The following is a 26,218-nucleotide window of genomic DNA, read 5'->3' on the forward strand; positions in this document are numbered from 1 at the left end:
AGACGCTCAGCCGAGGAACAGCTTATACGCCGGGTTGTCACTCTCATCCCAATACGGGTAACCGATTTCCGCCAGCGCCGCCGGCACCAGATGGCGCTCTTCATGCGGCACTTGCAGACCGGCGACCACCCGACCATCGGCCGCGCCGTGGTTACGGTAGTGGAACATCGAGATGTTCCAGCGCCCGCCGAGCTTGTTGAGGAAGTTGAACAGCGCTCCCGGACGCTCAGGGAACTCGAAGCGCAACACCACTTCATCGACGACCTGCGCCGCACGACCGCCGACCATGTGGCGAATGTGCAACTTGGCCAGTTCGTTGTCGGTCAGGTCGAGCACCGGGAAGCCCTGCTCGGTCAGACTGGCGAGCAGCGCACTGCGTGGATCGTTTTCCGGGTGCGTCTGCACGCCGACAAAGATGTGCGCTTCGCTGCCGGTGTTGTAGCGGTAATTGAATTCGGTGATCTGGCGTTTGCCGATGGCTTCGCAGAACGCCTTGAAGCTGCCCGGCTTCTCCGGGATCGTCACGGCGATGATCGCTTCGCGGCCTTCACCCAGCTCGGCGCGCTCGGCGACGTGGCGCAGGCGGTCGAAGTTGACGTTGGCGCCTGAGTCGATGGCCACCAGGGTCTGCCCGGCTACACCGCGCAACTCGACGTACTTCTTGATCCCCGCTACACCCAAGGCGCCGGCAGGCTCGGTGATCGAGCGGGTATCGTCGTAGATATCCTTGATTGCTGCACAGATCTCGTCAGTGCTGACGGTGATCACTTCATCGACGTAATCCTTGCAGATGTCGAAGGTGTGCTGGCCGATCTGCGCCACTGCCACGCCATCGGCAAAGAGCCCGACGGTCGGCAGAACCACGCGCTCACCGGCCGCCATGGCCGCCTGCAGGCAGTTGGAGTCGTCCGGCTCGACACCGATGATCTTGATCTCGGGCCGCAGGTACTTCACGTACGCGGCGATCCCGGCGATCAGGCCGCCACCGCCCACCGGGACGAAAATCGCATCAATCGGCCCCGGGTGCTGGCGCAGAATCTCCATCGCCACGGTGCCCTGCCCGGCAATGGTGTGCGGATCATCGTAAGGGTGGATGTAGACGTAGCCCTTTTCGTCGACCAGTTTCAGCGAATAGGCCAGGGCTTCTGGGAAGGAATCCCCGTGCAGCACCACTTTGCCGCCGCGTGAGCGCACGCCTTCGACCTTGATCTCAGGGGTGGTCTTGGGCATGACGATGGTCGCTTTCACGCCCAGCACCTTGGCCGCGAGCGCCAGGCCCTGCGCATGGTTACCTGCCGAGGCGGTGACCACGCCACGGGCGCGCTCTTCATCGCTCAATTGGGTCAGCTTGTTGTAAGCGCCGCGAATCTTGAACGAGAACACCGGCTGCAAGTCTTCGCGCTTGAGCCAGATCTTGTTGCCCAGCCGCTCGGAGAGCTGGCGAGCAGTCTGCAATGGGGTTTCTACGGCAACGTCATAAACGCGCGAGGTGAGGATCTTTTTGACGTACTGTTCGAGCATCGGAAAGCATCACTGAGCGGGTTGGGCAGGGCCAAGGAGTCTAACCCGGCTTTTGCCCGTGCGACCACACGAATCCAGAGGATTTAGCCAGGCATGGGGCTATAATGCGGGCCTTTCGTTCCCCTTTGGCACCTCGGAGCCCGCATGACCCAGGATCAACTCAAACAGGCAGTGGCTCAGGCCGCCGTCGACTTCATCCTTCCAAAACTCGACGACAAGAGCATCGTCGGGGTCGGCACCGGCTCCACCGCCAACTGCTTCATCGACGCACTGGCCCAGCACAAGGGCGCATTCGACGGCGCGGTTGCCAGCTCCGAAGCCACCGCCGCGCGCCTCAAGGGCCACGGGATTCCGGTGTATGAGCTCAACACCGTCAGCGACCTGGAGTTCTATGTCGATGGCGCCGATGAAAGCGATGAGCACCTGAACCTGATCAAGGGCGGTGGCGCAGCCCTGACCCGCGAGAAGATCGTTGCAGCCGTGGCCAAGACGTTCATCTGCATCGCCGACGCCAGCAAACTGGTGCCGGTCCTGGGCACCTTCCCACTGCCGGTCGAAGTGATCCCGATGGCCCGCAGCCACGTGGCCCGCGAGCTGGTAAAACTGGGCGGCGATCCGGTTTACCGTGAAGGTGTGTTGACCGACAACGGCAACATCATCCTCGACGTGTTCAACATGCAGATCACCAACCCGGTCGAGCTCGAGACTCAAATCAACGCCATCGTCGGCGTGGTCACCAACGGCCTGTTCGCCGCCCGTCCGGCAGACGTGCTACTGCTGGGCACGAGCGAAGGCGTGAAGACTCTGCACGCCAAGTAAGGCGAACACAAAACCTGTGGGAGCGAGCCTGCTCGCGATAGCGGTCGGTTATTCAACATCGATGTTGAATGTGCCGGCCTAATCGCGAGCAGGCTCGCTCCCACATTGGTTTTGTGGTGTTGATCAGGGTTGTGGGGGCTTTTTGAAGACGTAAAACAGGTTGGGTTCGCTGACCAGGTACATCGTGCCGCTGTCGTCCATGGCGATCCTCTCCGCTTGCGGTACCGTCTTTTGCAAACCCTGACGCCCCTTGTCCAGCGACATCGTGCTTAACGGCCGACCGTCGACATCCAGTTCCAGCACCAGGTGCGACTCATCCGATAGCGCCAGCAAATGGCCGCTGCGCTTGTCATATTGCAGGCTCGACAGGTCGCGCACGAACAGCCCGGCATCGCGCTTGGGGTTATTGACCACATGCACCGCGTAGGATTTCTCCGGATTGTAATGCGGGAAGCCCTGCACTTCGTAGATCAGCATCGGGTCGCGTTCCTTGGCGACGAACAGCCGCTTGCCTACCGAATCGTAGGCCAGGCCTTCAAAGCCCTTATTGCTGCTCATGTGCACGCCAAGGGTCATCTGCTCGGAATCCGCAGCGTCGAGAAACTCCGTTTCATCCGTCAGGTGAATCTTGATCAGGCGCTGCTGATATTCATCGGCGATCACATAGGTATCAGCACTGATGAACTCCACCGCTTCCGGGTCGCCAAACCCGATCAGCGTCACGCGGCGCAGGATTCGCCCGTCGAGGGACAGCTCGAGCAGCTCGGAGTTTTTATTGGTCACGGTGAACAGGCTTTGGCGCACCGGATCAAACGTCAGCGCCGAAACGTCAGCACTCAGCCCGTCAATGACCTTCGCCTCGACAACCACCTGGTAATCGTTGAGTGCCATGGACTGGCCGTCGGCCGGGTGCAACCAGGCCTGCAGGTCGAACCAGCTGCGCTCGAACAAACGATAATGCTGCCCGGCCGCGCCCAACGCCACGACTGCAGCGAAGAGCACGATCAGGACTCGGTTTTGCGGTTTAGCGAACACTGCTCTTGAAGCTGCCGGCGCCCGGCAATTCCAGTACCAGTTCATCACCAACGTTCAACGGACCGACGCCAGCCGGAGTGCCGGTCATGATCACGTCACCGGCTTGCAGCGAGAAGCAGCCTGCCATGTGCTGGATCATTGGCACGATCGGGTTGAGCATCAAGCTGCTGTTGCCGTCCTGGCGAACTTCACCGTTGATGGTCAGGCGGATACCGATGTCGGTCAGGTCCGGGAAGGTGCTGCTGACCACGAACGGCGCCAGCACGCAGGCGCCGTCGAACGACTTGGCGATTTCCCATGGCAGGCCTTTGGATTTCAGCTCGGCCTGCTTGTCGCGCAAGGTCAGGTCCAGCCCCGGTGCAAACCCGGAGATCGCATCCAGCACTTCTTCGCGGCTTGGCTTGGTCGACAACGGCTTGCCGATCAACACGGCGATTTCCGCCTCGTAGTGGACCGAACCACGCTCGGTCGGAATCGCAAAACCACCCTCCAGCGACACCACGCAACTGCCCGGCTTGATGAACAGCAGCGGCTCGGTCGGCACCGGGTTATCCAGTTCCTTGGCGTGTTCGGCATAGTTACGCCCGATGCACACCACTTTCCCGACCGGGAAATGAATACGCGTACCGTCGACATACTGGTGCTGATAGCTCATAACCGACTCCCTTATTGATTCATCAGGTACAGCGGCTTCAAACAGCGAAGATCTTGCCCGGGTTCATGATGCCGTTCGGGTCGAACACCGCCTTGACCGCTTTCATGTACTCGATCTCAACCGGCGAACGGCTGTAGGTCAAGTAATCCCGCTTGGTCATGCCCACGCCATGCTCGGCCGAGATCGAGCCGTTGTACTTCTCGACGGTTTCGAACACCCACTTGTTGACGGTCGCGCACTTGGCGAAGAACTCGTCCTTGCTGAGGTTCTCTGGCTTGAGGATGTTCAGGTGCAGGTTGCCGTCGCCGATGTGGCCGAACCAGACGATTTCGAAATCCGGGTAGTGTTCGCCGACAATCGCGTCGATTTCCTTCAGGAACGCCGGGACTTTCGACACAGTGACCGAAATGTCGTTCTTGTACGGCGTCCAGTGGGAGATGGTCTCGGAGATGTATTCGCGCAGCTTCCAGAGGTTTTGCAGTTGCGATTCGCTCTGGCTCATCACGCCATCCAGCACCCAACCCTCTTCAACACAGTGCTCGAAGGTTTCCAGCGCATGGTTGGCCACTTCCTCGGTGGTCGCTTCGAATTCCAGCAGCGCGTAGAACGGGCAATCGGATTCGAACGGCGCCGGCACGTCGCCGCGCGCGAGGACTTTGGCCAGGGCCTTGTCGGAGAAGAATTCGAACGCAGTCAGGTCGAGCTTGTTCTGGAACGCGTGCAGCACCGGCATGATCGAGTCGAAATCGGCGGTGCCGAGGACCATCGCGGTGAGGTTTTTGGGGGCACGATCCAGACGCATGGTCGCTTCGACCACGAAACCCAAGGTACCTTCGGCGCCGATGAACAGCTGACGCATGTCGTAGCCGGTGGCGTTCTTGATCAGGTCGCGGTTCAGTTCCAGCAGGTCGCCCTTGCCGGTCACGACTTTCATGCCGGCAACCCAGTTACGGGTCATGCCGTAGCGAATAACCTTGATCCCGCCGGCATTGGTGCCGATATTGCCGCCAATCTGGCTGGAACCTGCAGAAGCGAAGTCCACCGGATAGTACAAACCGTGCTCTTCGGCGCGGTTTTGCAGTTGTTCGGTGACGACACCCGGCTGGCAAGTCGCAGTCCGGTCGGTCAGGTTCACGTCGAGGATCTGGTTCATATAGTCGAAGGAAACCACCACTTCGCCATTCGCTGCCACGGCAGCAGCGGACAGCCCGGTGCGTCCGCCCGACGGCACCAGCGCAATCTTGTGCTCATTCGCCCAACGGACAATGGCCTGGACCTGCTCGGTGGTCTTGGGGAACACGATGGCCGTCGGGGCCGGGGCGAAATGCTTGGTCCAATCCTTACCGTAAGCATTCAGGGAGTCGGCATCGGTCAGCACCTTGCCAGGCTCAACCAGGGTCTTCAGCTCTTCAATCAGGGCGGGATTGGTCATCGACAGAACTCTCGAACAATTCATGGTCATCCTGAGTACGCTTCACGTCGCAGGAATGAGTGTTTGCGGGGTGCATATGCTAGCATACCGCCCCCGCAGGATAGTGCCCAAAGGCTGTTCTGCGGCGACGGCGTTCCTGCCGCTCGGGTCAGCATCTGCTGGCCACTTCCCTGCCATTTTTCTCCGGGACACAGGTTTACGCAGATGAGCAAGACTTCTCTCGATAAGAGCAAGATCAAGTTCCTTCTTCTCGAAGGCGTCCACCAATCGGCTGTCGACGTCCTCAAGGCGGCGGGCTACACCAGCATCGAGTACCTGACAGGTTCTCTGCCGGAAGCCCAGCTGAAGGAAAAGATCGCTGATGCGCACTTCATCGGCATTCGCTCCCGCACTCAACTGACCGAAGAAATCTTCGATCACGCGAAGAAACTGGTCGCTGTTGGCTGTTTCTGCATCGGCACCAACCAGGTCGACCTCAACGCTGCTCGCGAACGCGGCATCGCTGTCTTCAACGCACCGTACTCCAACACCCGTTCGGTGGCCGAGCTGGTGCTGGCTGAAGCGATCCTGTTGCTGCGCGGCATCCCTGAGAAGAACGCTTCCTGCCACCGTGGCGGCTGGATCAAGAGCGCGGCCAACTCCTTCGAAATCCGCGGCAAGAAGCTGGGTATCGTCGGTTATGGCTCGATCGGTACTCAACTGTCGGTCCTGGCTGAAGGCCTGGGCATGCAGGTGTACTTCTACGACACCGTGACCAAGCTGCCTCTGGGCAACGCCACTCAGGTCGGCAACCTGCACGAGCTGCTGGCGATGTCCGACATCGTGACCCTGCACGTACCGGAAACGGCTGCTACCCAGTGGATGATCGGCGAGAAGGAAATCCGCGCCATCAAGAAAGGCGGCATCCTGATCAACGCCGCTCGCGGCACCGTGGTCGAACTGGACGCCCTGGCGGACGCGATCAAGGACAAGCACCTGATCGGCGCGGCCATCGACGTATTCCCGGTGGAGCCACGCTCCAACGACGAAGAGTTCGAAAGCCCGCTGCGTGGCCTGGACAACGTGATCCTGACCCCGCACATCGGCGGCTCCACCGCTGAAGCGCAAGCCAACATCGGCCTGGAAGTCGCGGAGAAACTGGTCAAGTACAGCGACAACGGTACGTCGGTGTCCTCGGTCAACTTCCCGGAAGTAGCTTTGCCGGCTCACCCTGGCAAGCACCGCTTGCTGCACATTCACCAGAACATTCCGGGTGTACTCAGCGAGATCAACAAGGTCTTCGCCGAAAACGGTATCAACATTTCCGGTCAGTTCCTGCAGACCAACGAGAAAGTCGGCTACGTCGTGATCGACGTCGACGCCGAATACTCGGACCTGGCGCAAGAGAAGCTGCAACACATCAACGGCACCATCCGTTGCCGCGTGTTGTTCTAACGCTCAAGCGTCAATGAAAAGGGAGACCCTCGGGTCTCCCTTTTTCATGCCTGGAAATAACTTACTTTACCGTCACGGTGATTTTTTTCGAGAGAATCGGCGGATCGAACGGCACGTGGTTCTTGTCGCCCAGCTCCAGTTGCAAGGTGTGCTTGCCCGGCGTCAGGGTCACTTCGGTTTCGGTCTGTGCCTTGCCGAAATGCAGGTGGTTGGCGTCCGCCGGGATCGGCATGTTCTCGGCTGGCAACTGGTTGACGTCGATCAGCAGGTGGTGGTGCCCGGTATGCGGGGTCTGATCGCCGGCCGGCGCCAGGGCAATTTTTTCAACAGCGAATCGGACCTTGAAGGTTTTGTCCACGGTCGCACCGTCCGCCGGAGAGACGATATACACCTTCGCACCCGCAGGGGCCTTGGTGCGGGGGACGTCCGCGGCGCTCGCCAGCATCGAAGCGCTGAGCATCAGACCGGCGAGAACTGCACGTGACATAAAGGTTTTCATTCTTTTCTCCAGTTTTGAACTTAATCTTTACGGTTGTGACAACTTCGTGGCGATTCGTTGTCGAAGCTCCTCAACACCATAGCAAAGCGCACTGAAACAGCGCGCCGCATATAATGAATTCAAGGAGTGACCATGCGCTTTCTGCCTGGCCTGATACTGTTGCTGCCCCTTGTGAGCCCTTTTGCTCACGCTGAACTGATCGACGATGTAAACGACCGCGGCGAGTTGCGCATTGCGCTTGAAGCCAACACTCCTCCCTTCAATTTCAAGGAAGACGGCAAGCTCAGCGGCTTCGAAGTCGAACTGGGCCAACTGCTGGCCAACGAACTGGATGTCCGCGCCGACTTCGTTGTCACCGATTCGACCGATCTGTTGCCGGGGGTCGAGAGCGGCAAGTACGACGTCGCCATCAACCACATAGCACTGACTCCAGAGCTCAAGGATCGTTTCGACTTCAGCGAACCTTATAGTTATTCAAGCGCACAATTGATCGTGCGCCAGGAAGAACAACGCCCGCTCGGCACTTTGCTGGCGCTCAAGGGCCAGGCCCTGGGTGTGGCGCAAGGCAGTCAGTTCGTCGAACAGGCACGCGGTGTCGAAGGTATTGACCTGCGCAGCTATCCCGACGCGCAGCAACCGCTCAAGGATGTGGCAGAAAAGCAGATCGACGCCGCCATCAGCGATCGCTTGCTCATCCCCTACGCCATTCGCGACAGTCGTCTACCGGTAAAAGAAGGTGCCAAGGTCGGTCCGACCCTGAGCCTGGCGATTCCGTTTCAGAAAGGTAACCCGGCATTCCAGGCCAGCCTTGACCGGGCCCTGCAACGGATCAAGGCGGACGGCCGATTGATGACGCTGTCGGAGAAATGGTTCGGCATGGACGCGAGCCAACCACCGAAACCTTGATATAGAAATGTACGCAATCCTGTAGCAGCTGGCGAAGCCTGCGTTCGGCGGCGAAGCCGTCGCAAGCGTCCTAATGCACTACGTCAGGAACTGCGTGGTGTTAGCTCTGCGAGGACTTCGTCCTCGAACGCAGCCTTCGGCAGCTGCTACAAGGACAGTGCAGCCAACGCGAGCGCAGCCTCGGCCAACTCCAACTCGCTGAACACTTGCACCCCATTGCGGGTCAGCAAGGCTGCGGTGACACCCTCGCCGCTGACTTTGACCCCGCTGAAAGTCCCGTCATAGGTCAATCGATTGCCGCAGGACGGGCTATTGGCCTTGAGCACGGCGATGCGGATCGCGTGTTTGCGGACCAGTTCCAGCGCCTGATGGGCGCCGGAGAGAAACTCGGCGCTGACGTCCTCGCCCTCGGTCGTTATCACCCGTGCAATACCGTCGAGCACCTGGCCGCCCTGCCCACCCGGAATCTCGGCCGCAGCCCGAGGTGTTGGCAAACCGCCGGCGACTTCCGGACACAAGGGGATCACCCGACCTTCGGCGATCCACTGTTCCAGCTGATTGAACGGCCCGCTGGCCCCGCCGTCGTAACGCACGCGGTGGCCCAGCAGACAACGACTCACCAGAATTTTCTGCATGATCAGAATGGCTCGTTGCCGCGCCGGCGAAACCAGCCCGTCAATGACAGGCGCTCGCGGGTCGCGGGCAGGACTTCATGGGGCACTTCGCCCGACAGGAACACCACCAGACAACCGCCAGTGGGCACCACATCGTGCTCTCTGCCCTCCTTCAGGTACATCCGCAACTGGCCGCCATGCTCCGGCAGCCAGGCGTCATTGAGGTAGATGACCGCCGACACCATGCGCCGGTCGTCGTCGCGAAAGCGGTCGACGTGCTTGCGGTAGAACGCGCCCGGTGGATACAGCGCGAAATGGCTCTCGAAATCCTCAAGCCCAAGAAACAACCCACGGTTCATCGCCTCGCGCAGGCTGTCCATCAACCCCAGATAGCTGTCGCAGGCCTCGTCTTGCCCGGGCTCAAGCCACTGAATATGGTCGCCACGAATGCCTTCGCGAATCTCCGAGAAAGGCCCGCGCCCCACTGCCGCTGGCGCCAGTTCGCCCTCGGCTGCACGTTTACGGCACTCAGCCGCCAGTTCCAGGGTCAGACCCTGAGGCAGGAAAATATTCTGCTGCGACCAGCCGTGTGTAGCCAGGTCGTCGACGATACGTAACAGCAGCGGGTGATCAGAGGGTATTTGCATGGCGCGCATAGTATTCCTGCGCCAGGAAATCCGACAGAGCCGTGTAGCGGAGGATCGTCGGATAAGCTGACGAGCCTGATACGAATTCTCGACAACCTGCGGCCGCCCCCGGAGAATAGTCGCCTGCCGACAGGAGTCCTTATGCGACGTTTGTTTTTTTCACTGTTGATGCTCTGCACTTTGCCCGCCTGGGCAGACAGCCACGACCAGTTGTACAAGGTCGCCGGTTGGCCAGACCAACGCGCGCATTTTAACGATGCCCTCACTGCCGCCCAGCAACGTTACCAAAGCAGCCTGCCGCCCGCGGTGTTTCAAGCGCTGGTCAGTAACAGCAACCAGCGCTTTGCCCCGCAGGCCATGGACCGTCGAGCCGAAGCGCAACTGCGCAAGAACCTCGCAGACCCGAAACCTGCACTGGCGTTTTTCCAGTCGCCACTGGGGCGCAAGATCATCGCCGCCGAACTGTTGGCGACCCGCCGCGACCAGCTGGCGAAGAACGCCAAAGGCCTGCCGAAAATCGAAGCCAGTGACGCCCGGCAGTTGATCATTGGCCATTTGGCCCAGGCACTGCCGGCACGCGAAGCCGGTGCCGAAGTCAGTCTGGCGATTGCCGGCGTAGCGGCCGACAGCCTGAGCCAGATGATCCCCGGCCTGCTCGGCGGCGCTCAGGCCCAAGGCATGCTGGACGGCCAGCGTAAGCGCTTGATGGATCAGATCGGCTCCGACTTGAACAACACGTTGCTGTATGTCTATCGCGACCTGTCGGATGACGAACTGGAGGAATTCGCCACATTTGCCGAATCCGCTGAAGGCAAGGCCTATTACCGGGCGGCGTTGGCAGCGATTCGAGCGGGGTTGGCGGTGGGGCAAAGCACCTCGAGCCTCAGCCAGTAAGCTTCTGCGTCTGGAAGATCGCCATCGTCGGAACGCCGCCCGGAGCAGGCTCGCTCCCACAATGGTTTTATGTCGTTCACAAATCCAGTGTGGGAGCGAGCCTGCTCGCGATGGCGTCATAACAGTCGCTAGAAATTTCGCCCTTTGATGCGCTTGGTCAAAAACCCGAAATACTCCTGGCGCAACGCCGGGATTTCATTCGCCAGATGATGGCGGGCCTCGGGCAGTTTCAACACCTGCGGCCGGTCGAACTTGCTCCCCAGCACTTCAAGGTTGTGCTCCCAATCCACCGTCATGTCCGCCTGCCCCTGGACGATCAGTGGCCGACGGCTGCTGCGCGGAGCCGCTTCAATGCGCTTGATCCACCGCGCCAGCGCCCCGACCCACGCGCTCGGCAAACGCAGCGGCTGTAGCGGATCGGCTTGCAGGAATGGCAAGAACGCCGGGTCGTTGGTGTTTTCGCTGAAACGCCGGGCGATGCCTTTGACGAAAGGCTTCATCAGGTAATAGCTGAAATGCGACCAGCCCCAGGAGCGCGGCCGAACCAGCGGCGCAAGCAGTATCACCTGCCCTTGCGCAGGACTGTCCGCGCCAGCGCTCAACACGTGATCGATGACAATCGCACCGCCCGTACTCTGCCCGCACAGGTGCCACGGTTGCGGCAGGTCCAGTGACCGCGCCTCAGCGAACAGCCCTTGCAGCGCCGCCTGATACTCGGCGAAATCCTCGATGCTCGCGCGCTCGCCGCTCGACAACCCATGCCCCGGCAAATCACAGGCGATCACCACGAACCCCTGATCCAGCGCCCATTCGATCACATGCCGATACAGGCCCATGTGATCGTAGAAACCGTGGAACAGGAACATCGTCGCCACCGACCGCTGCGGCCACCAGACCTGGCTGACCAACTGATAGTCACCGACCTTGAAACTGCCAAGCCCGCGTTTGACCGGCACACTGCGCTGCGGGAAATCCAGCCCGTAGAAATGCTGATAGGCCTGCGCTTCCTCCGACAACGGCTGCGCCTCGGCCAAGGGCCGCAGGCTGGCACGCAGATGATCGGGGTCGAAGGTGGCTGGCATCACGGGTTTCCAGGCAAAGCGCGGAGCGCAAAAAAGACTTTATGGGCCTGCGATATTCATCTGTCGCGGCAAGCATGGCAAGCTACGCGACCTTCGAGGATGGTTCCGTATGCGCCCGCACTACCGCACGACACTGCTTGCCAGTCTGCTCGCCCTTGTGTGTGCCGGCGTGCTGTGGGCCGCCTATGACTGGTTTCAGGGACGCTACCTGCGGACGTTCAGCTCGCACACCGCGTTGTTTTCCGGCGATCCGCTGAACCTTCCCGCGAACCTGGCAGGCCCCGGTGCGATTCGGGTCGTGCACTTCTGGGACCCGGCCTGCCCGTGCAACGTCGGCAATCAACAGCACCTGGCCGAACTGCTTGAGCACTTTGTGCCGCAAGGCGTTGAGTTTTAYGCGGTACAGAAGCCCGGCAGCCAGGGTCAGTTACCCGGCACCTTGAGCCGCCTCAAACCCCTCGACGCCCTGCCAGGCTCCGAACAAATCCCCGCAAGCCCGGCGGTCGCGATCTGGGACCGCAGCGGCAAACTGGCGTACTTCGGCCCCTACAGCGAAGGCCTGACCTGCAACTCCAGCAACAGCTTTATCGAACCGATCCTGCAAGCACTGAGCGAAGACCGCCCGGTGAGCGCCACACATACCCTCGCGGTGGGCTGCTACTGTCCATGGGCGAAGACGGATGAAACTCACTAAGGCATTCCGGACTTTTCAAGGAAGGTAATGCTCGGCACAGAGGGTCTGTGCTAAATGTTTGCAGCCTTGACGGCGGCAATTTCGAAAGCACAAGGAGTCACCATGAAACGCGTTCTGACCCTGCTGGCCCTGCTACTCGTCGTCCTCGCGGCTGGCGGTGGCTGGTATGTGTACAGCAAGCAACCGACGCGTCAGGGCCAGGTGGAGTTGCAACGCCTGCAAGGCTCGGTGACGGTGCGCTACGATGAACGCGGCGTGCCGCATATTCGCGCCGAAAACGAAACCGACCTCTATCGCGCCCTCGGTTACGTGCATGCCCAGGACCGGCTGTTCCAGATGGAAGCCATGCGCCGCCTGGCCCGTGGCGAGTTGGCCGAAGTCCTCGGGCCGAAACTGATCGACACCGACAAACTGTTCCGCAGCCTGCGCATCCGCGAGCGCGCCGAAAGCTACGTGGCCGCACTCGACCGCCAGTCTGCGGCGTGGAAGGCCCTGCAAGCCTATCTGGACGGGATCAACCAGTATCAGGACACCCACGCAGCGCCGATAGAATTCGACGTGCTGGGCATCCGCAAACGCGCGTTCACCGCCGAGGACACCGTCAGCGTCGCCGGCTACATGGCCTACAGCTTTGCCGCGGCGTTTCGCACCGAACCATTGCTGACCTATGTGCGCGATCAACTGGGCAGCGATTACCTGAATATCTTCGATCTCGATTGGCAGCCCAAAGGCGTGCTGGCCAAACGTCAGTCCAGCAAAGCCCCGGTGCTCTCCGCCGCTGACTGGAAAGACCTCAACGCCATTGCGCGCCTGAGTGAGCAAGCGTTGGCCGACAACGGCCTGCCACAGTTCGAGGGCAGTAACGCCTGGGTGGTTTCCGGCTCGCGCACCCAAAGCGGCAAACCGCTGCTGGCCGGTGATCCGCACATTCGTTTTTCGACGCCGTCGGTGTGGTACGAAGCGCAACTCTCGGCGCCGGGTTTCGAGCTCTACGGGCACCATCAGGTCCTGGTGCCTTTTGCCTTCCTCGGCCACAACCTGGACTTCGGCTGGAGCCTGACCATGTTCCAGAACGACGACCTCGACCTGATCGCCGAGAAGGTCAACCCGGACAACGCCAACCAGGTCTGGTATCACGGCAAGTGGGTCGACATGGTCAACACCGAGCAACAGATTGCCGTGAAGGGCCAGGCAGCGGTCACGTTGATCCTGCGTCAATCGCCCCATGGCCCGATCATCAACGACGTGCTCGGTGCCAGCGCCGGCAAGACGCCGATCGCCATGTGGTGGGCGTTCCTCGAAACCCAGAACCCGATCCTCGAAGGCTTCTACCAGCTCAATCGTGCCGACACCCTGGTCAAGGCTCGCGCGGCGGCGGCCAAGGTTCATGCGCCGGGGCTGAATATCGTCTGGGCCGATGCCAAGGGTGACATTGGCTGGTGGGCGGCAGCACAACTGCCTAAACGTCCGGCCGGGGTCAAGCCGTGGTTCATACTCGACGGCAGCACCAATCAGGCTGACAAGGAAGGTTTCTACCCGTTCAGCGCCAACCCGCAGGAAGAAAACCCGGCGCGCGGCTATATCGTCTCGGCCAACTTCCAGCCGGTTTCGCCGACAGGCATGGAGATCCCTGGCTACTACAACCTGCCGGATCGCGGTCAGCAGCTCAATCGCCAGCTCAGCGACAAGAGCGTGAAGTGGAACATCGACGCCAGCCAGAAACTGCAACTGGGCACCACCACCGACTACGGCCCTCGCCTGTTGGCCCCGCTGTTGCCGGTACTGCGTGAAGTGGTCAGCGACCCGCAAGAGCTGCAACTGGTGGAGCAACTGGCCAAGTGGAAAGGCGATTACCCGATGAACTCCACCAGCGCCACCCTGTTCAACCAGTTCCTGTTCAACCTCGCCGATGGCGCACTGCACGATGAACTCGGCGACAGCTTTTTCGAGACCCTGCTCTCGACCCGCGTGATCGATGCTGCACTGCCTCGGCTGGCTGCCTCCGCGGATTCGCCGTGGTGGGACAACCGCAACACACTCGGCAAGGAAACCCGCGCCGACATCGTCAAGGCTGCGTGGCAGGCGAGTATCGCCCACCTGAAAACCACCATTGGCCCTGACCCGGCGCAATGGCTATGGGGCGACGCCCACACCCTGACCCACGGCCATCCGCTGGGCATGCAAAAGCCGCTGGATCGAATCTTCAACGTCGGCCCGTTCGAGGCCCCCGGCAGCCACGAAGTGCCGAACAACCTCTCGGCAAAAATCGGCCCGGCGCCATGGCCCGTGACTTACGGCCCGTCGACCCGCCGGATCATCGACTTCGCCGACCCGGCGCACGGCCTGACCATCAACCCGGTCGGCCAAAGCGGCGTGCCATTCGATTCACACTACGATGACCAGGCCGAAGCCTATATCGAAGGCGTCTACCAGGAGGCGCATTTCAACGAGGAAGAAGTCACGGCCAATACCCGCAGCACCTTGAAGCTGTTGCCGGCGCGGGTGGCGCAGTAGGTTAAGATTTTTGTTGGCTGGGCTGCCGTCATCGTCGGAACGCCGCCCGGAGCAGGCTCGCTCCCACATTGGATCTCCAGTGTTCACAAATTATGTGTTCACCGCAGATTAAAGGTGGGAGCGAGCTTGCTCGCGATGAGGCCCCGACAGACAACACAGATCTAAACTCTTCGCCACAATCTTCCCGGCGCTGTTTGCTTGAACTTCTTGCTGAACGCGCAGGCCGGTCAAAGCGATGAGTTTATCGATCGAGTTCATTTGCGACGATTGGATCAACAATTGAGCGGATCGGGCAAACGCAAACCGCCCGAGTGGTCAAAACTGTACGTGTCGCACGCCGTACATCCCAACCTGCTCAGGAGTGAATGCAATGTTCAATAACTGGTCCGAACTGCTGCCCACCATCCAGAAAGCCTTCGGCGCACTGGGCAAGAGCAACCCGAAAATGGTCAAGGCCTTTATGGCGCTGGATGAAGCTGCCGCTGAAAATGACGTGCTCGACGCCAAGACCCGCGAGTTGATTTCCATCGCCGTCGCCATCACCACTCGTTGCGATGGCTGCATCGGTGTACACACTGATGCGGCGATCAAGGCCGGTGCCACCCGCGAAGAAATCGCCGCCACCCTGGCCACCGCAATCTCGTTGAACGCTGGCGCGGCGTACATCTACTCGCTGCGAGCACTTGAAGCACATGACATGCTGAAAGGCTGACATCAACCCCTGTGGCGAGGGAGCTTGCTCCCGCTGGAGTGCGCAGCACTCCCAAAACCGATGAGTGCGGTACACCTGATACAGCACGGTTGCAGGTTTTGGGGCCGCTCGCGGCCCAGCGGGAGCAAGCTCCCTCGCCACAGAAGCCTTTCCATTCGCCAACCCTGCAGATAAAAAAACCTCGCTCTCTTTGCAGGGAGCGAGGTTTTTTTGTGCTGCCGGGGTTAAGCCGCTTCCGGCGCCTGCGCGCGGCGTACGTCCGGTTGTTTCCATGAATCCGCAGCGCCCTCTTCGATGGCTTGCTGGATCGCACGCTTGCGACTTTCTTCAGCGCGGCGGCTGAAGAACCAGACCAGGAAGGTCACGATCGAAACAGCCAACAGAATCAGGCTGGCCACGGCGTTGATCTCGGGCTTCACGCCCAGACGCACAGCCGAGAACACTTCCATCGGCAAGGTCGTGGAACCCGGACCGGAGACGAAGCTCGCCAGCACCAGGTCATCCAGCGACAGGGCAAACGACATCATGCCGCCGGCGGCCAGCGACGGCGCGATCATCGGGATGGTGATCAGGAAGAACACCTTCCACGGCCGTGCACCGAGGTCCATGGCCGCCTCTTCGATGGACAGGTCCAGCTCACGCAATCGTGCCGACACCACCACCGCCACATAGGCGGCGCAGAACGTAGTGTGAGCGATCCAGATAGTCACCAGGCCACGTTCCTGTGGCCAGCCGATCATCTGCGCCATCGCCACGAACAGCAGCAACAACGACAGGCCGGTGATCACTTCCGGCATCACCAGCGGCGCGGTGACCAGGCCGCCGAACAGTGTGCGGCCCTTGAAGCGGGTGACGCGGGTCAGCACAAAGGCCGCCAGCGTGCCCAGCGCTACGGCGGCAATCGCGGTGTAGCAGGCGATTTCCAGCGAGCGCACCACCGAGCCCATCAGTTGGGTGTTGTCCAGCAGGCCGACGTACCACTTCACCGACCAGCCACCCCAGACCGTCACCAGTTTGGAGGCGTTGAACGAGTAGATCACCAGGATCAGCATCGGCGCATAAATGAACAACAGGCCGAGCACCAGCATCAGGCTGGAGAAACGGAAGCGCTTCATTCTTTACCCTCCATTTCCTTGGCCTGACTGCGGTTGAACAGAATGATCGGCACAATCAGGATCGCCAGCATCACCACCGCCAGGGCGGACGCCACCGGCCAGTCACGGTTGTTGAAGAACTCTTGCCAGAGCACTTTACCGATCATCAGGGTTTCCGGGCCGCCGAGCAGTTCCGGGATCACGAACTCACCGACCACGGGGATGAACACCAGCATGCAGCCGGCGATGATGCCGTTTTTCGATAATGGAACGGTGATCTTCCAGAAGCTGTTGAAGGTACTCGAACCCAGGTCCGAAGCGGCTTCCAGCAAACTGTTGTCGTGCTTCACCAGGTTGGCGTACAGCGGCAGGATCATGAACGGCAGGTACGAATAAACCACGCCGATATAGACCGCCAGGTTGGTGTTGAGGATCTGCAGCGGCTCGTTGATCCAGCCCATCGACATCAGGAAGCCGTTGAGCAGGCCGTTGTTACTGAGAATGCCCATCCACGCATACACGCGGATCAGGATGGCGGTCCAGGTCGGCATCATGATCAGCAACACCAGCACCGTCTGTATCTCTTTGCGCGCACTGGCAATGGCGTAGGCCATCGGGTAGCCGATCAGCAAACAGAGAAGAGTGCTGAAAAACGCCATTTTCAACGAGCCGAGGTAGGCAGCGATGTACAACTCGTCGCCGCCCAGCATCGTGTAGTTGCCCAGGTTCAGCAGCAACTGGACCTTCTGATCGACGTAGCTGTAGATCTCGGTGTACGGCGGAATGGCCACGTCGGCTTCGGCGAAGCTGATCTTCAGGACGATGAAGAACGGCAGCATGAAGAACATGAACAGCCAGAGGAACGGGACCCCGATGACCAGATGACGACCCGCGGGAATTATTCGACTGAGTCGGCTCGTGAGTTTTTGCGTGTTCATGAGCGCAGTACCACGCCGCTGTCGTCTTCCCACCAGACGTAAACCTGATCGCCCCAGGTAGGGCGCTGGCCACGACGTTCGGCGTTGGCCACGAACGACTGCACGATCTTGCCGCTTGGCAGTTCGACGTAGAACACCGAGTGGCCACCGAGGTAGGCGATGTCGTGGACCTTGCCGCTCGACCAGTTGTGCTCACAGGTCGGCATTTCTGCCGTCACCAGCAGTTTTTCCGGACGAATCGCGTAGGTCACCGACTTGTCTTGCACCGAGGTGCTGATGCCGTGGCCGACGTAGATGTTGCGGTCCAGGTCCTTGCAGGTAATCAGCGCGTGGCCCTCGGCGTCGTCCACCACTTCACCTTCGAAGATGTTGACGTTGCCGATGAACTCACAGACCAGGCGGCTGGTCGGGGTTTCGTAGATGTCGATCGGGCTACCGATCTGGGCGATCCAGCCCAGGTGCATGATCGCGATACGCTCGGCCATGGTCATTGCCTCTTCCTGGTCGTGGGTCACCATGACGCAGGTCACGCCGACGCGCTCGATGATTTCCACCAGTTCGAGTTGCATCTGCGAGCGCAGTTTTTTATCCAGTGCGCCCATCGGTTCGTCGAGCAACAGCAGCTTCGGACGCTTGGCCAGGGAACGAGCCAGCGCAACACGCTGACGCTGACCGCCGGAAAGCTGGTGCGGCTTGCGCTTGGCGTACTGGCTCATCTGCACCAGCTTGAGCATTTCGGTCACACGGGCGTCGACTTCAGCCGACGGGATCTTGTCCTGTTTCAGGCCGAAAGCGATGTTCTGCGCCACGGTCATGTGCGGGAACAAGGCGTAGGACTGGAACATCATGTTGATCGGCCGCTCGTACGGCGGCATCTCGGTGATGTCTACGCCGTCGAGGAAAATGCGCCCCTCCGTAGGCCGTTCGAAACCTGCCAGCATGCGCAGCAAGGTCGATTTGCCCGATCCCGAACCGCCGAGCAAGGCGAAGATCTCGCCTTTCCTGATTTCCAGGGACACATCGTCCACAGCAATCGTCTCGTCGAACTTCTTCGTGACCCGGTCGATTTTGACCAGCACCTGTTTCGGTGTCTGGTCGCCCTCGAGGGCTTTCTTATAGGCGCCGGAGGCAACTGCCATTTACGAAACTCCCAACAAAATTTGCAGTTCACCCAATACAGGCAAACCTTGGATAGTTTGAGCCTTTGTCACTATTTACCCGACTTGACCTTGGTCCAGCTGCGGGTCATCAACCGTTGGATCTTTGGCGGCAGCTCAACCTGCACGTAGGTCTTGTCGAGGACCGCTTGCGGTGGATACACCGATTGATTGCTGCGAATCGATTGCTCCATCAGTTTGTCCGACCCGGGATTGGGGTTGGCGTAGCCGACGGCGTCACTCACCTGAGCGATCACTTCAGGCTTGAGTACATAGTTGATGAAGGCATGGGCCTGTTTGACGTTGGCGGAGTCCTTGGGAATCGCCAGCATGTCGAACCACAGCGCACCGCCTTCCTTTGGAATCGCGTAGGCAACATTCACGCCTTTACCAGCTTCGGCAGCACGGGCCTTGGCCTGGAAAATATCCCCGGAGAAACCGACCGCGACACAAATGTTGCCGTTGGCCAGGTCCGAGATGTATTTGGACGAGTGGAAGTAGGTCACATAAGGCCGTACCGCCAGTAACTTGGCTTCAGCCTTTTGGTAGTCGTCCGGGTTGGTGCTGTTGGCGTTCAGGCCCATGTAGTTCAGGACCGTCGGCAGCATTTCGTCAGCCGAGTCGAGGAAGGCTACGCCACAACTGTTGAGCTTCTTGATGTTCTCGGGTTCGAACAGCACGGCCCAGGAGTCGATCTTGTCGACGCCGAGCACCGCCTTGACCTTGTCGACGTTGTAGCCGATGCCGTTGGTGCCCCACAGGTACGGCACGGCGTACTGGTTGCCAGGGTCGTTCATTTCCAGGCGCTTGAGCAGCACCGGATCGAGGTTGGGGTAGTTCGGCAACTGCGACTTGTCGAGCTTCTGGAACGCCCCGGCCTTGATCTGCTTGCCCAGGAAGTGGTTGGACGGCACGACCACGTCATACCCGGTGTGCCCGGCCAGCAACTTGCCTTCCAGGGTTTCGTTGGAGTCGAACACGTCGTACACCGGCTTGACGCCAGTGGCTTTTTCGAAATCGGCGAGGGTGGTCTGCCCGATGTAATCCGACCAGTTATAAATATGCACGGTGGACGCAGCTTGAACGCTGACGGCAAGTGTCAGGCCGGCGCCGACCAGCATGGCGTTGCGAAATAAAGAAACAGGCAAGTGAAGGTCCTCTAAAATAGTTGGGCCCAAGTTGCCCAGCGTTACGTGACAGCCATGGCTGCGTGGCAACAAAACCGGCGCGCAACTTACCCTCGATAAACCTTTCCAGCAAAACTTTCTGTCATTTAATTAATCCTGCTGCCGCCGCCAGAGCGACGACGGCAACAGGTGATTGCCTCAAACCGGTTTATTTACCGGATTTGATCTTGGTCCAGCTACGGGTCAGCTCACGCTGGGTAGCGGCTGGCAAATCGGCGATTGCATACAGCTTGGCCTGCACATCGGCAGTCGGGTAGATGCCCGGATCCGAGGTGATTTCCTTGTTCACGTACTGAGTGGCTTCGGCGTTGCCGTTAGGGAAACGCACGGCGTTGGTGATTTCAGCCATCACTTTCGGCTGCAACAGGTAGTTCATGAACTTGTAGGCGCCCTCGACGTTTTCCGCATCTTTAGGGATAGCGACCATGTCGTAGAAGCTGCCGGCGCCTTCTTTCGGAATGGCGTAGCTGACTTTCACCTTGTCACCGGCTTCGGCTGCACGGGTCTTGGCCTGCTGCACGTCACCCGAATAGCCGACGGCTACGCAGATGTTGCCGTTGGCCAGGTCAGAGATGTACTTGGACGAGTGGAAGTAGGTGACCGAAGGACGAATCTTCAGGAACAGCTCTTCAGCCTTCTTCAGGTCTTCCTTTTTCTGGCTGTCGGTCGGCAGGCCCAGGTAATGCAGGGCGACTGGCAGCATTTCGGTCGGCGAATCGAGGAAGCTCACGCCGCAGCCCTTGAGCTTGGCAATGTTCTCCGGCTTGAGCACCACATCCCAGGAATCGATCTTGTCGATGCCCAGCGCCGCTTTGACCTTCTCGGCGTTGTAACCGATACCGATCGAGCCCCACATGTAAGGGAAGGCATGTTTGTTGTCCGGGTCGCTGACAGAAACCGCCTTGAGCAGCGACTTGTTCAGGTTGCCGTAGTTGGACAGCTTGGACTTGTCCAGTTCCTGGTAAACGCCAGCCTTGATCTGCTTGGCCAGGAAGTTGTTGGACGGCACAACCACGTCATAACCGGACTTGCCGGCCAGCAACTTCGCTTCGAGGGTTTCGTTACTGTCGAACACATCGTAGACGACCTTGATCCCGGACTCTTTTTCAAAGTTCGCGATGGTGTCCGGTGCGATGTAGTCGGACCAGTTGTAAACGTGCAGTACTTTATCGTCGGCCTGGGCTGCCCCAGCCATCACGCCCATCAGGGACAAGGCGAGCAGTGTCTTGCCAGTTTTCTTCAAACCTAATGCCTTCATGCGTAATGCTCCAATTATTCTTTTTAACCACATTTTTTTTGTGAACCAAGATCCAGCGGCCGATTCCTTGGCAACTCAAACAGCGGATAGTCTGGCAAGTTACAAGGCAGGCTTTCAAGGAAAGACCCGTCCTTTGTGCGCCCTGAGCGAAGTGCCAGCCACGGACCTCGCTCAGAGCCTAGCACTTAGCTTTGCAGCACACTCAGGGTCAGGTCCAGGCACTTGCGCGCCTTGGTCACCAGTTCGTCGATCTCGGCCTTGGTGATGACCAGTGGCGGAGCGATGATCATGGTGTCGCCCACGGCGCGCATGATCAGCCCGTTGTCGAAGCAGAACTGCCGGCAGATCATGCCAACCCCCTTGCCGACATACCGCGCACGGGTCGCCTTGTCCTGAACCAGTTCGATAGCCCCCAACAGACCTACCCCACGAACTTCACCCACCAGAGGGTGATCGTTCAGTTCCCGTAGACGCTTTTGCAAATAAGGTGCCGTTTCTGTACGAACGCGCTCGATAATTTTCTCTTCGCGCAGAATGCGAAGGTTTTCCAGTGCCACCGCAGCGGCGACCGGGTGCCCGGAATAGGTGAACCCGTGGTTGAAGTCGCCCCCTTCGTTCAGCACATCGACCACTTCGTCACGCACGATCAGCCCACCCATCGGGATGTAGCCGGACGTCAGGCCTTTGGCGATGGTCATCATATCGGGCTTGAGGCCGTAGAAATCGCTGCCGAACCACTCGCCGGTACGGCCGAAACCACAGATCACCTCGTCCGCCACGAACAGGATGTCGTACTTGGCAAGGATTTCCTTGATGCGCGGCCAGTAGCTGTCTGGCGGAATGATCACGCCGCCGGCACCCTGGATCGGCTCGGCAATGAACGCACCGACCGTGTCGACGCCAAGTTCGAGAATCTTTTCTTCCAGCTGGTTGGCAGCCCAGATACCGAACTCTTCAGGGGTCATGTCGCCCCCTTCACCGAACCAGTACGGCTGCGGGATGTGAACGATGCCCGGGATCGGCAAGTCGCCCTGTTCGTGCATGTAAGTCATGCCGCCCAGGCTCGCGCCGGCCACGGTCGAGCCGTGGTAGCCGTTTTTGCGGCTGATGATGACCTTCTTCTTCGGCTGGCCCTTGATCGCCCAGTAGTGGCGGACCATACGCAGCATGGTGTCGTTGCCTTCGGAGCCGGAACCGGTGAAGAACACGTGGTTCATGCCTTCTGGCGCGATGTCCGAGATAGCCTTGGCCAGCTCCAGTACCGGCGGGTGGGCGGTCTGGAAGAACAGGTTGTAATAAGGCAGCTCGCGCATCTGTTTGCTGGCGGCATCGGCCAGTTCATCGCGACCGTAACCGATGGCCACGCACCACAGGCCGGCCATGCCGTCGAGGATCTTGTTGCCTTCGCTGTCCCAGAGGTAAACGCCCTTGGCGTTGGTGATGATCCGCGGGCCTTTCTCTTTCAGCTGCTTGAAGTCGCTGAAAGGCGCCAGGTGGTGTTCGCGGCTCAAGGTTTGCCATTCACGGGTTTGCGGGTTCTTGCTGGTCATAAAGCTCTCCTTATAGGGTGAGAGTGCGGCTGTTCAGGGCCGCACCCGGCGCATCAGACGGCGAACAACAGGAACTCCCGCTCCCACGAACTGATCACGCGCTTGAAGTTTTCATGCTCGGCCCGCTTGACCGCGACGTAGCCAGTGATGAATTTTTTGCCCAGATACTTCTCGATGGTCGCGCTGTGTTCCATGTGCTCCAGTGCGTCTTCGATGGTCAGCGGCAGACGCAGATTGCGTCGCTCGTAACCCCGTCCAACCACCGGTGCGCTCGGGTTGATACCTTCCACCATGCCGATGTAACCGCAGAGCAGGCTCGCGGCGATCGCCAGGTAAGGGTTGGCATCGGCGCCCGGCAGGCGGTTTTCCACCCGACGGTTTTGCGGGCCTGCGTCCGGGACTCGCAGGCCGACTGTGCGGTTTTCTTCGCCCCACTCCACGTTCACCGGCGCCGAGGTATCCGGCAGGAAGCGGCGGAACGAGTTGACGTTGGGCGCGAACAGCGGCAACAGCTCGGGGATGAACTTCTGCAAGCCACCGATGTGGTGCAGGAACAGCTCGCTCATCGTCCCGTCTTCGTTGGAGAAGACGTTCTTGCCGGTTTCTATGTCGATGATGCTCTGGTGCAAATGCATCGCGCTGCCCGGCTCGCCGGTCATCGGCTTGGCCATGAAGGTCGCGGCCACGTCGTGCTTGAGCGCCGCTTCGCGCATGGTGCGCTTGAACACCAGGATCTGGTCGGCCAGGGACAGCGCGTCGCCGTGACGGAAGTTGATCTCCATCTGCGCCGTGCCGTCTTCGTGGATCAGCGTGTCCAGGTCCAGCTCTTGCAGTTCGCACCAGTCGTAGACGTCTTCGAACAACGGGTCGAATTCGTTGGCTGCTTCAATGGAGAACGACTGACGACCGGTTTCCGGGCGACCGGAGCGGCCAATCGGCGGCTGCAACGGGAAGTCCGGGTCTTCGCAACGCTTGGTCAGGTAGAACTCCATCTCCGGCGCCACGATCGGCTGCCAGCCCTTGTCGGAATAGAGCTTCAGGACTTTCTTGAGCACGTTGCGCGGCGACAGCTCGATCGGGTTGCCCTGCTTGTCATAGGTGTCGTGAATCACCTGCGCGGTCGGCTCGATGGCCCACGGCACGAGGAATACCGCGTTCGAGTCCGGGCGGCAGATCATGTCGATGTCGGCCGGGTCGAGCAGTTCGTAATAGATGTCGTCTTCGACGTAGTCGCCCGTCACTGTTTGCAACAGCACACTCTCGGGCAGGCGCATGCCTTTTTCGGCAATGAACTTGTTGGTCGGCGAAATCTTGCCGCGGGTGATCCCGGTCAGGTCGCCAATCATGCATTCGACTTCTGTGATCTTGTGGTCTTTCAACCAATCGGTGAGCTGGTCGAGGTTGTTACTCATAAATGCCTCTGGGCTGAGTGTCCTGACATCTGTAAAAGTCGGGCGTTGTTTGACGCATCCGCGTCGCGTTGTGCTGCACGCTTGCCGGCGCGAATCAACGAAAGCGTGGTGGCGCCGCGTGCAGGATCATGAGCAGTTCCCGGCGCACTCGCAGGACCGTTATAGTGAAAAGGTTCTACAGTGGAAGGAGAGCCGGTAAACAGGATGCCATCCAGACCGTCAATAATATCGGTCGGATCGAGCAGTTCCGCCTGGGACGGACGTATCGACGGCAGGCCCTTGGCAACGGTGGCCGCTGCGCGGACGCACTTATCGCGGGTGACGTGATAAGCATGCAAACCGATCTGTCTTGAGCAGTCGGTGACGCCGATTAACGGCAGGCGAGACATGAAGCACCCCGGTATTATTGCTGTTATGGGTTTGATTTGAGCTTAGCGTTGTTCATTTTTTTACACAACACCCCCGTAAAAAATACAACACGCCCCGCTCAAGGCTGCGGCCGCCAAAGACCCCGAAGGCATAAAAGTGCCCCAAAGCGCCTCAAAAATGCCCTTCGAGCGCTTTTTTAGGGCAAAAAAGGCCTCGCTTGACTTCGGCATGCCGTTCGGGTTGACTGGAATCCGAAAAGATCAATGATTGATATTTTTAACAACAAAGGTGTTGCATCATGTCGGTACCCCCGCGTGCCGTTCAGCTCAACGAAGCGAACGCGTTCCTTAAGGAACATCCTGAGGTTCTGTACGTTGACCTTCTGATTGCGGATATGAATGGTGTGGTGCGCGGCAAGCGCATCGAACGCACCAGCCTCCACAAGGTTTACGAGAAAGGCATCAACCTGCCGGCCTCTCTATTTGCTCTGGATATCAACGGCTCGACGGTGGAAAGCACCGGCCTGGGCCTGGACATCGGTGATGCTGACCGAATCTGCTATCCAATCCCCAATACCCTGTGCAATGAACCCTGGCAGAAGCGCCCGACCGCGCAACTGTTGATGACCATGCACGAACTCGAAGGCGAGCCGTTCTTCGCCGACCCGCGTGAAGTGCTGGCCAATGTGGTGCGCAAGTTCGACGACATGGGCCTGACCATCTGCGCCGCGTTCGAGCTTGAGTTCTACCTGATCGACCAGGAGAACGTGAATGGCCGGCCGCAACCTCCACGCTCGCCAGTGTCCGGCAAACGTCCGCACTCGACCCAGGTGTACCTGATCGACGACCTCGACGAATACGTCGACTGCCTCCAGGACATTCTGGAAGGTGCAAAAGAGCAAGGCATCCCTGCCGACGCGATCGTCAAGGAAAGTGCTCCGGCGCAGTTCGAAGTGAACCTGCACCACGTTGCCGACCCGATCAAGGCCTGCGATTACGCGGTACTGCTCAAGCGTCTGATCAAAAACATCGCCTACGACCATGAGATGGACACCACCTTCATGGCCAAGCCTTACCCAGGCCAGGCGGGTAATGGTCTGCACGTCCATATCTCGATCCTTGATAAAGACGGCAAGAATATTTTTGCCAGTGAGGATCCCGAGCAGAACGCCGCACTGCGTCACGCGATCGGCGGTGTGCTCGAGACCCTACCGGCGCAGATGGCCTTCCTCTGCCCGAACGTCAACTCCTACCGTCGTTTCGGCGCGCAGTTCTACGTGCCGAACTCGCCGTGCTGGGGCCTGGACAACCGCACGGTAGCGATTCGCGTACCAACCGGCTCTGCCGATGCCGTACGTATCGAGCACCGCGTTGCTGGCGCCGATGCCAACCCGTACTTGCTGATGGCTTCGGTCCTGGCAGGCGTGCATCACGGCCTGACCAACAAGATCGAGCCGGGCGCGCCCGTCGAAGGCAACAGCTACGAGCAGAACGAGCAAAGCCTGCCGAACAACCTGCGTGATGCACTGCGCGAGTTGGACGACAGCGAAGTCATGGCCAAGTACATCGATCCGAAATACATCGACATTTTTGTCGCCTGTAAAGAGAGCGAGCTGGAGGAGTTCGAACACTCCATCTCCGACCTCGAGTACAACTGGTACCTGCACACCGTGTAAGCGGCTGTAGCAAAAAAACAACGCCGTGGGCTTCATCGCCAGCGGCGTTTTTTTATGGCCGCCTGCGGCGGATCGCGAGCAGGCTCGCTCCCACAATAGATCGGTGTCAGACACAAGTTT

The 26,218-nt window shown here is 59.7% G+C and carries 23 protein-coding genes and 1 pseudogene; 8 read left to right on the forward strand and 16 right to left on the reverse strand.

All coding sequences use genetic code 11. The features are described from left to right. Window positions 1-6: 6 nt before the first annotated feature. Window positions 7-1,521: a threonine ammonia-lyase, biosynthetic gene (gene ilvA / locus AC1DIH_RS09335; protein ID WP_477771472.1), complete on the reverse strand. Its 1,515-nt coding sequence runs from the start codon at window positions 1,519-1,521 to the stop codon at window positions 7-9. Window positions 1,522-1,665: 144 nt separating this feature from the next. On the opposite strand from ilvA, the gene rpiA reads away from it, so the two are divergent. Beyond that, a complete protein-coding gene (gene rpiA / locus AC1DIH_RS09340; RefSeq protein ID WP_477771473.1) occupies window positions 1,666-2,340 on the forward strand; it encodes a ribose-5-phosphate isomerase RpiA in 675 nt (224 codons plus the stop codon). Between the two features lie 123 nt (window positions 2,341-2,463). Here rpiA and AC1DIH_RS09345 read toward each other — a convergent pair whose 3' ends face one another. From AC1DIH_RS09345 to AC1DIH_RS09355, 3 genes are read right to left on the reverse strand one after another with little or no spacing between them, the layout of a single operon-like run. Continuing rightward, window positions 2,464-3,375: an SdiA-regulated domain-containing protein gene (locus AC1DIH_RS09345; protein ID WP_477771474.1), complete on the reverse strand. Its 912-nt coding sequence runs from the start codon at window positions 3,373-3,375 to the stop codon at window positions 2,464-2,466. Further along, a complete protein-coding gene (locus AC1DIH_RS09350) occupies window positions 3,365-4,030 on the reverse strand; it encodes a fumarylacetoacetate hydrolase family protein (RefSeq protein ID WP_477771475.1) in 666 nt (221 codons plus the stop codon). The genes AC1DIH_RS09345 and AC1DIH_RS09350 overlap by 11 nt, the downstream gene beginning before the upstream one ends. Before the next feature lie 37 nt (window positions 4,031-4,067). Further along, window positions 4,068-5,462: an FAD-binding oxidoreductase gene (locus AC1DIH_RS09355; protein ID WP_477771476.1), complete on the reverse strand. Its 1,395-nt coding sequence runs from the start codon at window positions 5,460-5,462 to the stop codon at window positions 4,068-4,070. Between the two features lie 204 nt (window positions 5,463-5,666). Here AC1DIH_RS09355 and serA point away from each other — a divergent pair, with 204 nt between their 5' ends. Then, window positions 5,667-6,896 carry a phosphoglycerate dehydrogenase gene (serA, locus tag AC1DIH_RS09360; protein ID WP_477771477.1) on the forward strand — a complete coding sequence of 410 codons (1,230 nt, stop codon included), beginning with the start codon at window positions 5,667-5,669 and terminating at the stop codon, window positions 6,894-6,896. Between the two features lie 61 nt (window positions 6,897-6,957). On the opposite strand, the gene AC1DIH_RS09365 is transcribed toward serA, so the two are convergent. Beyond that, window positions 6,958-7,395 carry a DUF4399 domain-containing protein gene (locus AC1DIH_RS09365; RefSeq protein ID WP_054594523.1) on the reverse strand — a complete coding sequence of 146 codons (438 nt, stop codon included), beginning with the start codon at window positions 7,393-7,395 and terminating at the stop codon, window positions 6,958-6,960. Between the two features lie 132 nt (window positions 7,396-7,527). Between AC1DIH_RS09365 and AC1DIH_RS09370 the strand changes: the two genes are divergently transcribed. Then, window positions 7,528-8,301 carry a transporter substrate-binding domain-containing protein gene (locus AC1DIH_RS09370; RefSeq protein ID WP_477771478.1) on the forward strand — a complete coding sequence of 258 codons (774 nt, stop codon included), beginning with the start codon at window positions 7,528-7,530 and terminating at the stop codon, window positions 8,299-8,301. A gap of 146 nt (window positions 8,302-8,447) precedes the next feature. On the opposite strand, the gene AC1DIH_RS09375 is transcribed toward AC1DIH_RS09370, so the two are convergent. Both AC1DIH_RS09375 and AC1DIH_RS09380 read right to left on the reverse strand, forming a co-directional pair. Next, complete coding sequence (locus tag AC1DIH_RS09375) at window positions 8,448-8,936, reverse strand: 2-thiouracil desulfurase family protein (protein WP_427546649.1); 489 nt, start codon at window positions 8,934-8,936, stop codon at window positions 8,448-8,450. Between the two features lie 2 nt (window positions 8,937-8,938). After that, window positions 8,939-9,571 carry a 2OG-Fe(II) oxygenase gene (locus AC1DIH_RS09380; protein ID WP_477771479.1) on the reverse strand — a complete coding sequence of 211 codons (633 nt, stop codon included), beginning with the start codon at window positions 9,569-9,571 and terminating at the stop codon, window positions 8,939-8,941. Window positions 9,572-9,703: 132 nt separating this feature from the next. On the opposite strand from AC1DIH_RS09380, the gene AC1DIH_RS09385 reads away from it, so the two are divergent. Further along, entirely contained in the window at window positions 9,704-10,456 is a 753-nt protein-coding gene (locus AC1DIH_RS09385) for a DUF2059 domain-containing protein (protein WP_477771480.1), read from the forward strand. 128 nt (window positions 10,457-10,584) lie between these two features. Here the strand turns inward: AC1DIH_RS09385 and bipL are convergent, their stop codons facing one another. Then, a complete protein-coding gene (gene bipL / locus AC1DIH_RS09390; protein ID WP_477771481.1) occupies window positions 10,585-11,538 on the reverse strand; it encodes a phospholipase BipL in 954 nt (317 codons plus the stop codon). 109 nt (window positions 11,539-11,647) lie between these two features. Between bipL and AC1DIH_RS09395 the strand changes: the two genes are divergently transcribed. The 3 genes from AC1DIH_RS09395 (at window position 11,648) to AC1DIH_RS09405 (ending at window position 15,458) form a co-directional block, all read left to right on the forward strand. Beyond that, window positions 11,648-12,232, forward strand: coding sequence for a DUF6436 domain-containing protein (locus AC1DIH_RS09395; protein ID WP_477771482.1), 585 nt, complete (start codon window positions 11,648-11,650; stop codon window positions 12,230-12,232). A 102-nt stretch (window positions 12,233-12,334) separates the two neighbouring features. After that, entirely contained in the window at window positions 12,335-14,746 is a 2,412-nt protein-coding gene (locus AC1DIH_RS09400; RefSeq protein ID WP_477771483.1) for a penicillin acylase family protein, read from the forward strand. Window positions 14,747-15,116: 370 nt separating this feature from the next. After that, window positions 15,117-15,458 (forward strand): carboxymuconolactone decarboxylase family protein, encoded by a 342-nt coding sequence (locus AC1DIH_RS09405; RefSeq protein WP_477771484.1) that lies wholly within the window; start codon window positions 15,117-15,119, stop codon window positions 15,456-15,458. Between the two features lie 224 nt (window positions 15,459-15,682). Here AC1DIH_RS09405 and AC1DIH_RS09410 read toward each other — a convergent pair whose 3' ends face one another. The 8 genes and pseudogenes from AC1DIH_RS09410 to AC1DIH_RS09445 form a co-directional block, all read right to left on the reverse strand. Then, complete coding sequence (locus tag AC1DIH_RS09410; protein WP_477771485.1) at window positions 15,683-16,573, reverse strand: ABC transporter permease subunit; 891 nt, start codon at window positions 16,571-16,573, stop codon at window positions 15,683-15,685. Beyond that, complete coding sequence (locus tag AC1DIH_RS09415; protein ID WP_477771586.1) at window positions 16,570-17,451, reverse strand: ABC transporter permease subunit; 882 nt, start codon at window positions 17,449-17,451, stop codon at window positions 16,570-16,572. Before AC1DIH_RS09415 ends, AC1DIH_RS09410 begins: the two co-directional genes overlap by 4 nt. A 35-nt stretch (window positions 17,452-17,486) precedes the next feature. Further along, window positions 17,487-18,629: an ABC transporter ATP-binding protein gene (locus AC1DIH_RS09420; RefSeq protein ID WP_054594534.1), complete on the reverse strand. Its 1,143-nt coding sequence runs from the start codon at window positions 18,627-18,629 to the stop codon at window positions 17,487-17,489. 71 nt (window positions 18,630-18,700) lie between these two features. Continuing rightward, window positions 18,701-19,795, reverse strand: a complete 1,095-nt coding sequence (locus AC1DIH_RS09425; RefSeq protein WP_477771486.1) for a polyamine ABC transporter substrate-binding protein — start codon at window positions 19,793-19,795, stop codon at window positions 18,701-18,703. 187 nt (window positions 19,796-19,982) lie between these two features. Then, a complete protein-coding gene (locus AC1DIH_RS09430) occupies window positions 19,983-21,077 on the reverse strand; it encodes a polyamine ABC transporter substrate-binding protein (protein WP_477771587.1) in 1,095 nt (364 codons plus the stop codon). A 200-nt stretch (window positions 21,078-21,277) separates the two neighbouring features. After that, complete coding sequence (locus tag AC1DIH_RS09435) at window positions 21,278-22,642, reverse strand: aspartate aminotransferase family protein (RefSeq protein WP_477771487.1); 1,365 nt, start codon at window positions 22,640-22,642, stop codon at window positions 21,278-21,280. Between the two features lie 53 nt (window positions 22,643-22,695). Then, window positions 22,696-24,054 carry a glutamine synthetase family protein gene (locus tag AC1DIH_RS09440; RefSeq protein ID WP_477771488.1) on the reverse strand — a complete coding sequence of 453 codons (1,359 nt, stop codon included), beginning with the start codon at window positions 24,052-24,054 and terminating at the stop codon, window positions 22,696-22,698. Window positions 24,055-24,128: 74 nt separating this feature from the next. Continuing rightward, a pseudogene (locus tag AC1DIH_RS09445) lies at window positions 24,129-24,443 on the reverse strand (gamma-glutamyl-gamma-aminobutyrate hydrolase family protein); the annotation flags it as partial. A 278-nt stretch (window positions 24,444-24,721) separates the two neighbouring features. Between AC1DIH_RS09445 and AC1DIH_RS09450 the strand changes: the two are divergent. After that, entirely contained in the window at window positions 24,722-26,098 is a 1,377-nt protein-coding gene (locus AC1DIH_RS09450; RefSeq protein WP_054594538.1) for a glutamine synthetase family protein, read from the forward strand. Window positions 26,099-26,218 lie beyond the last annotated feature (120 nt).

The organism is Pseudomonas sp. 05N36 (genome assembly GCF_056397385.1).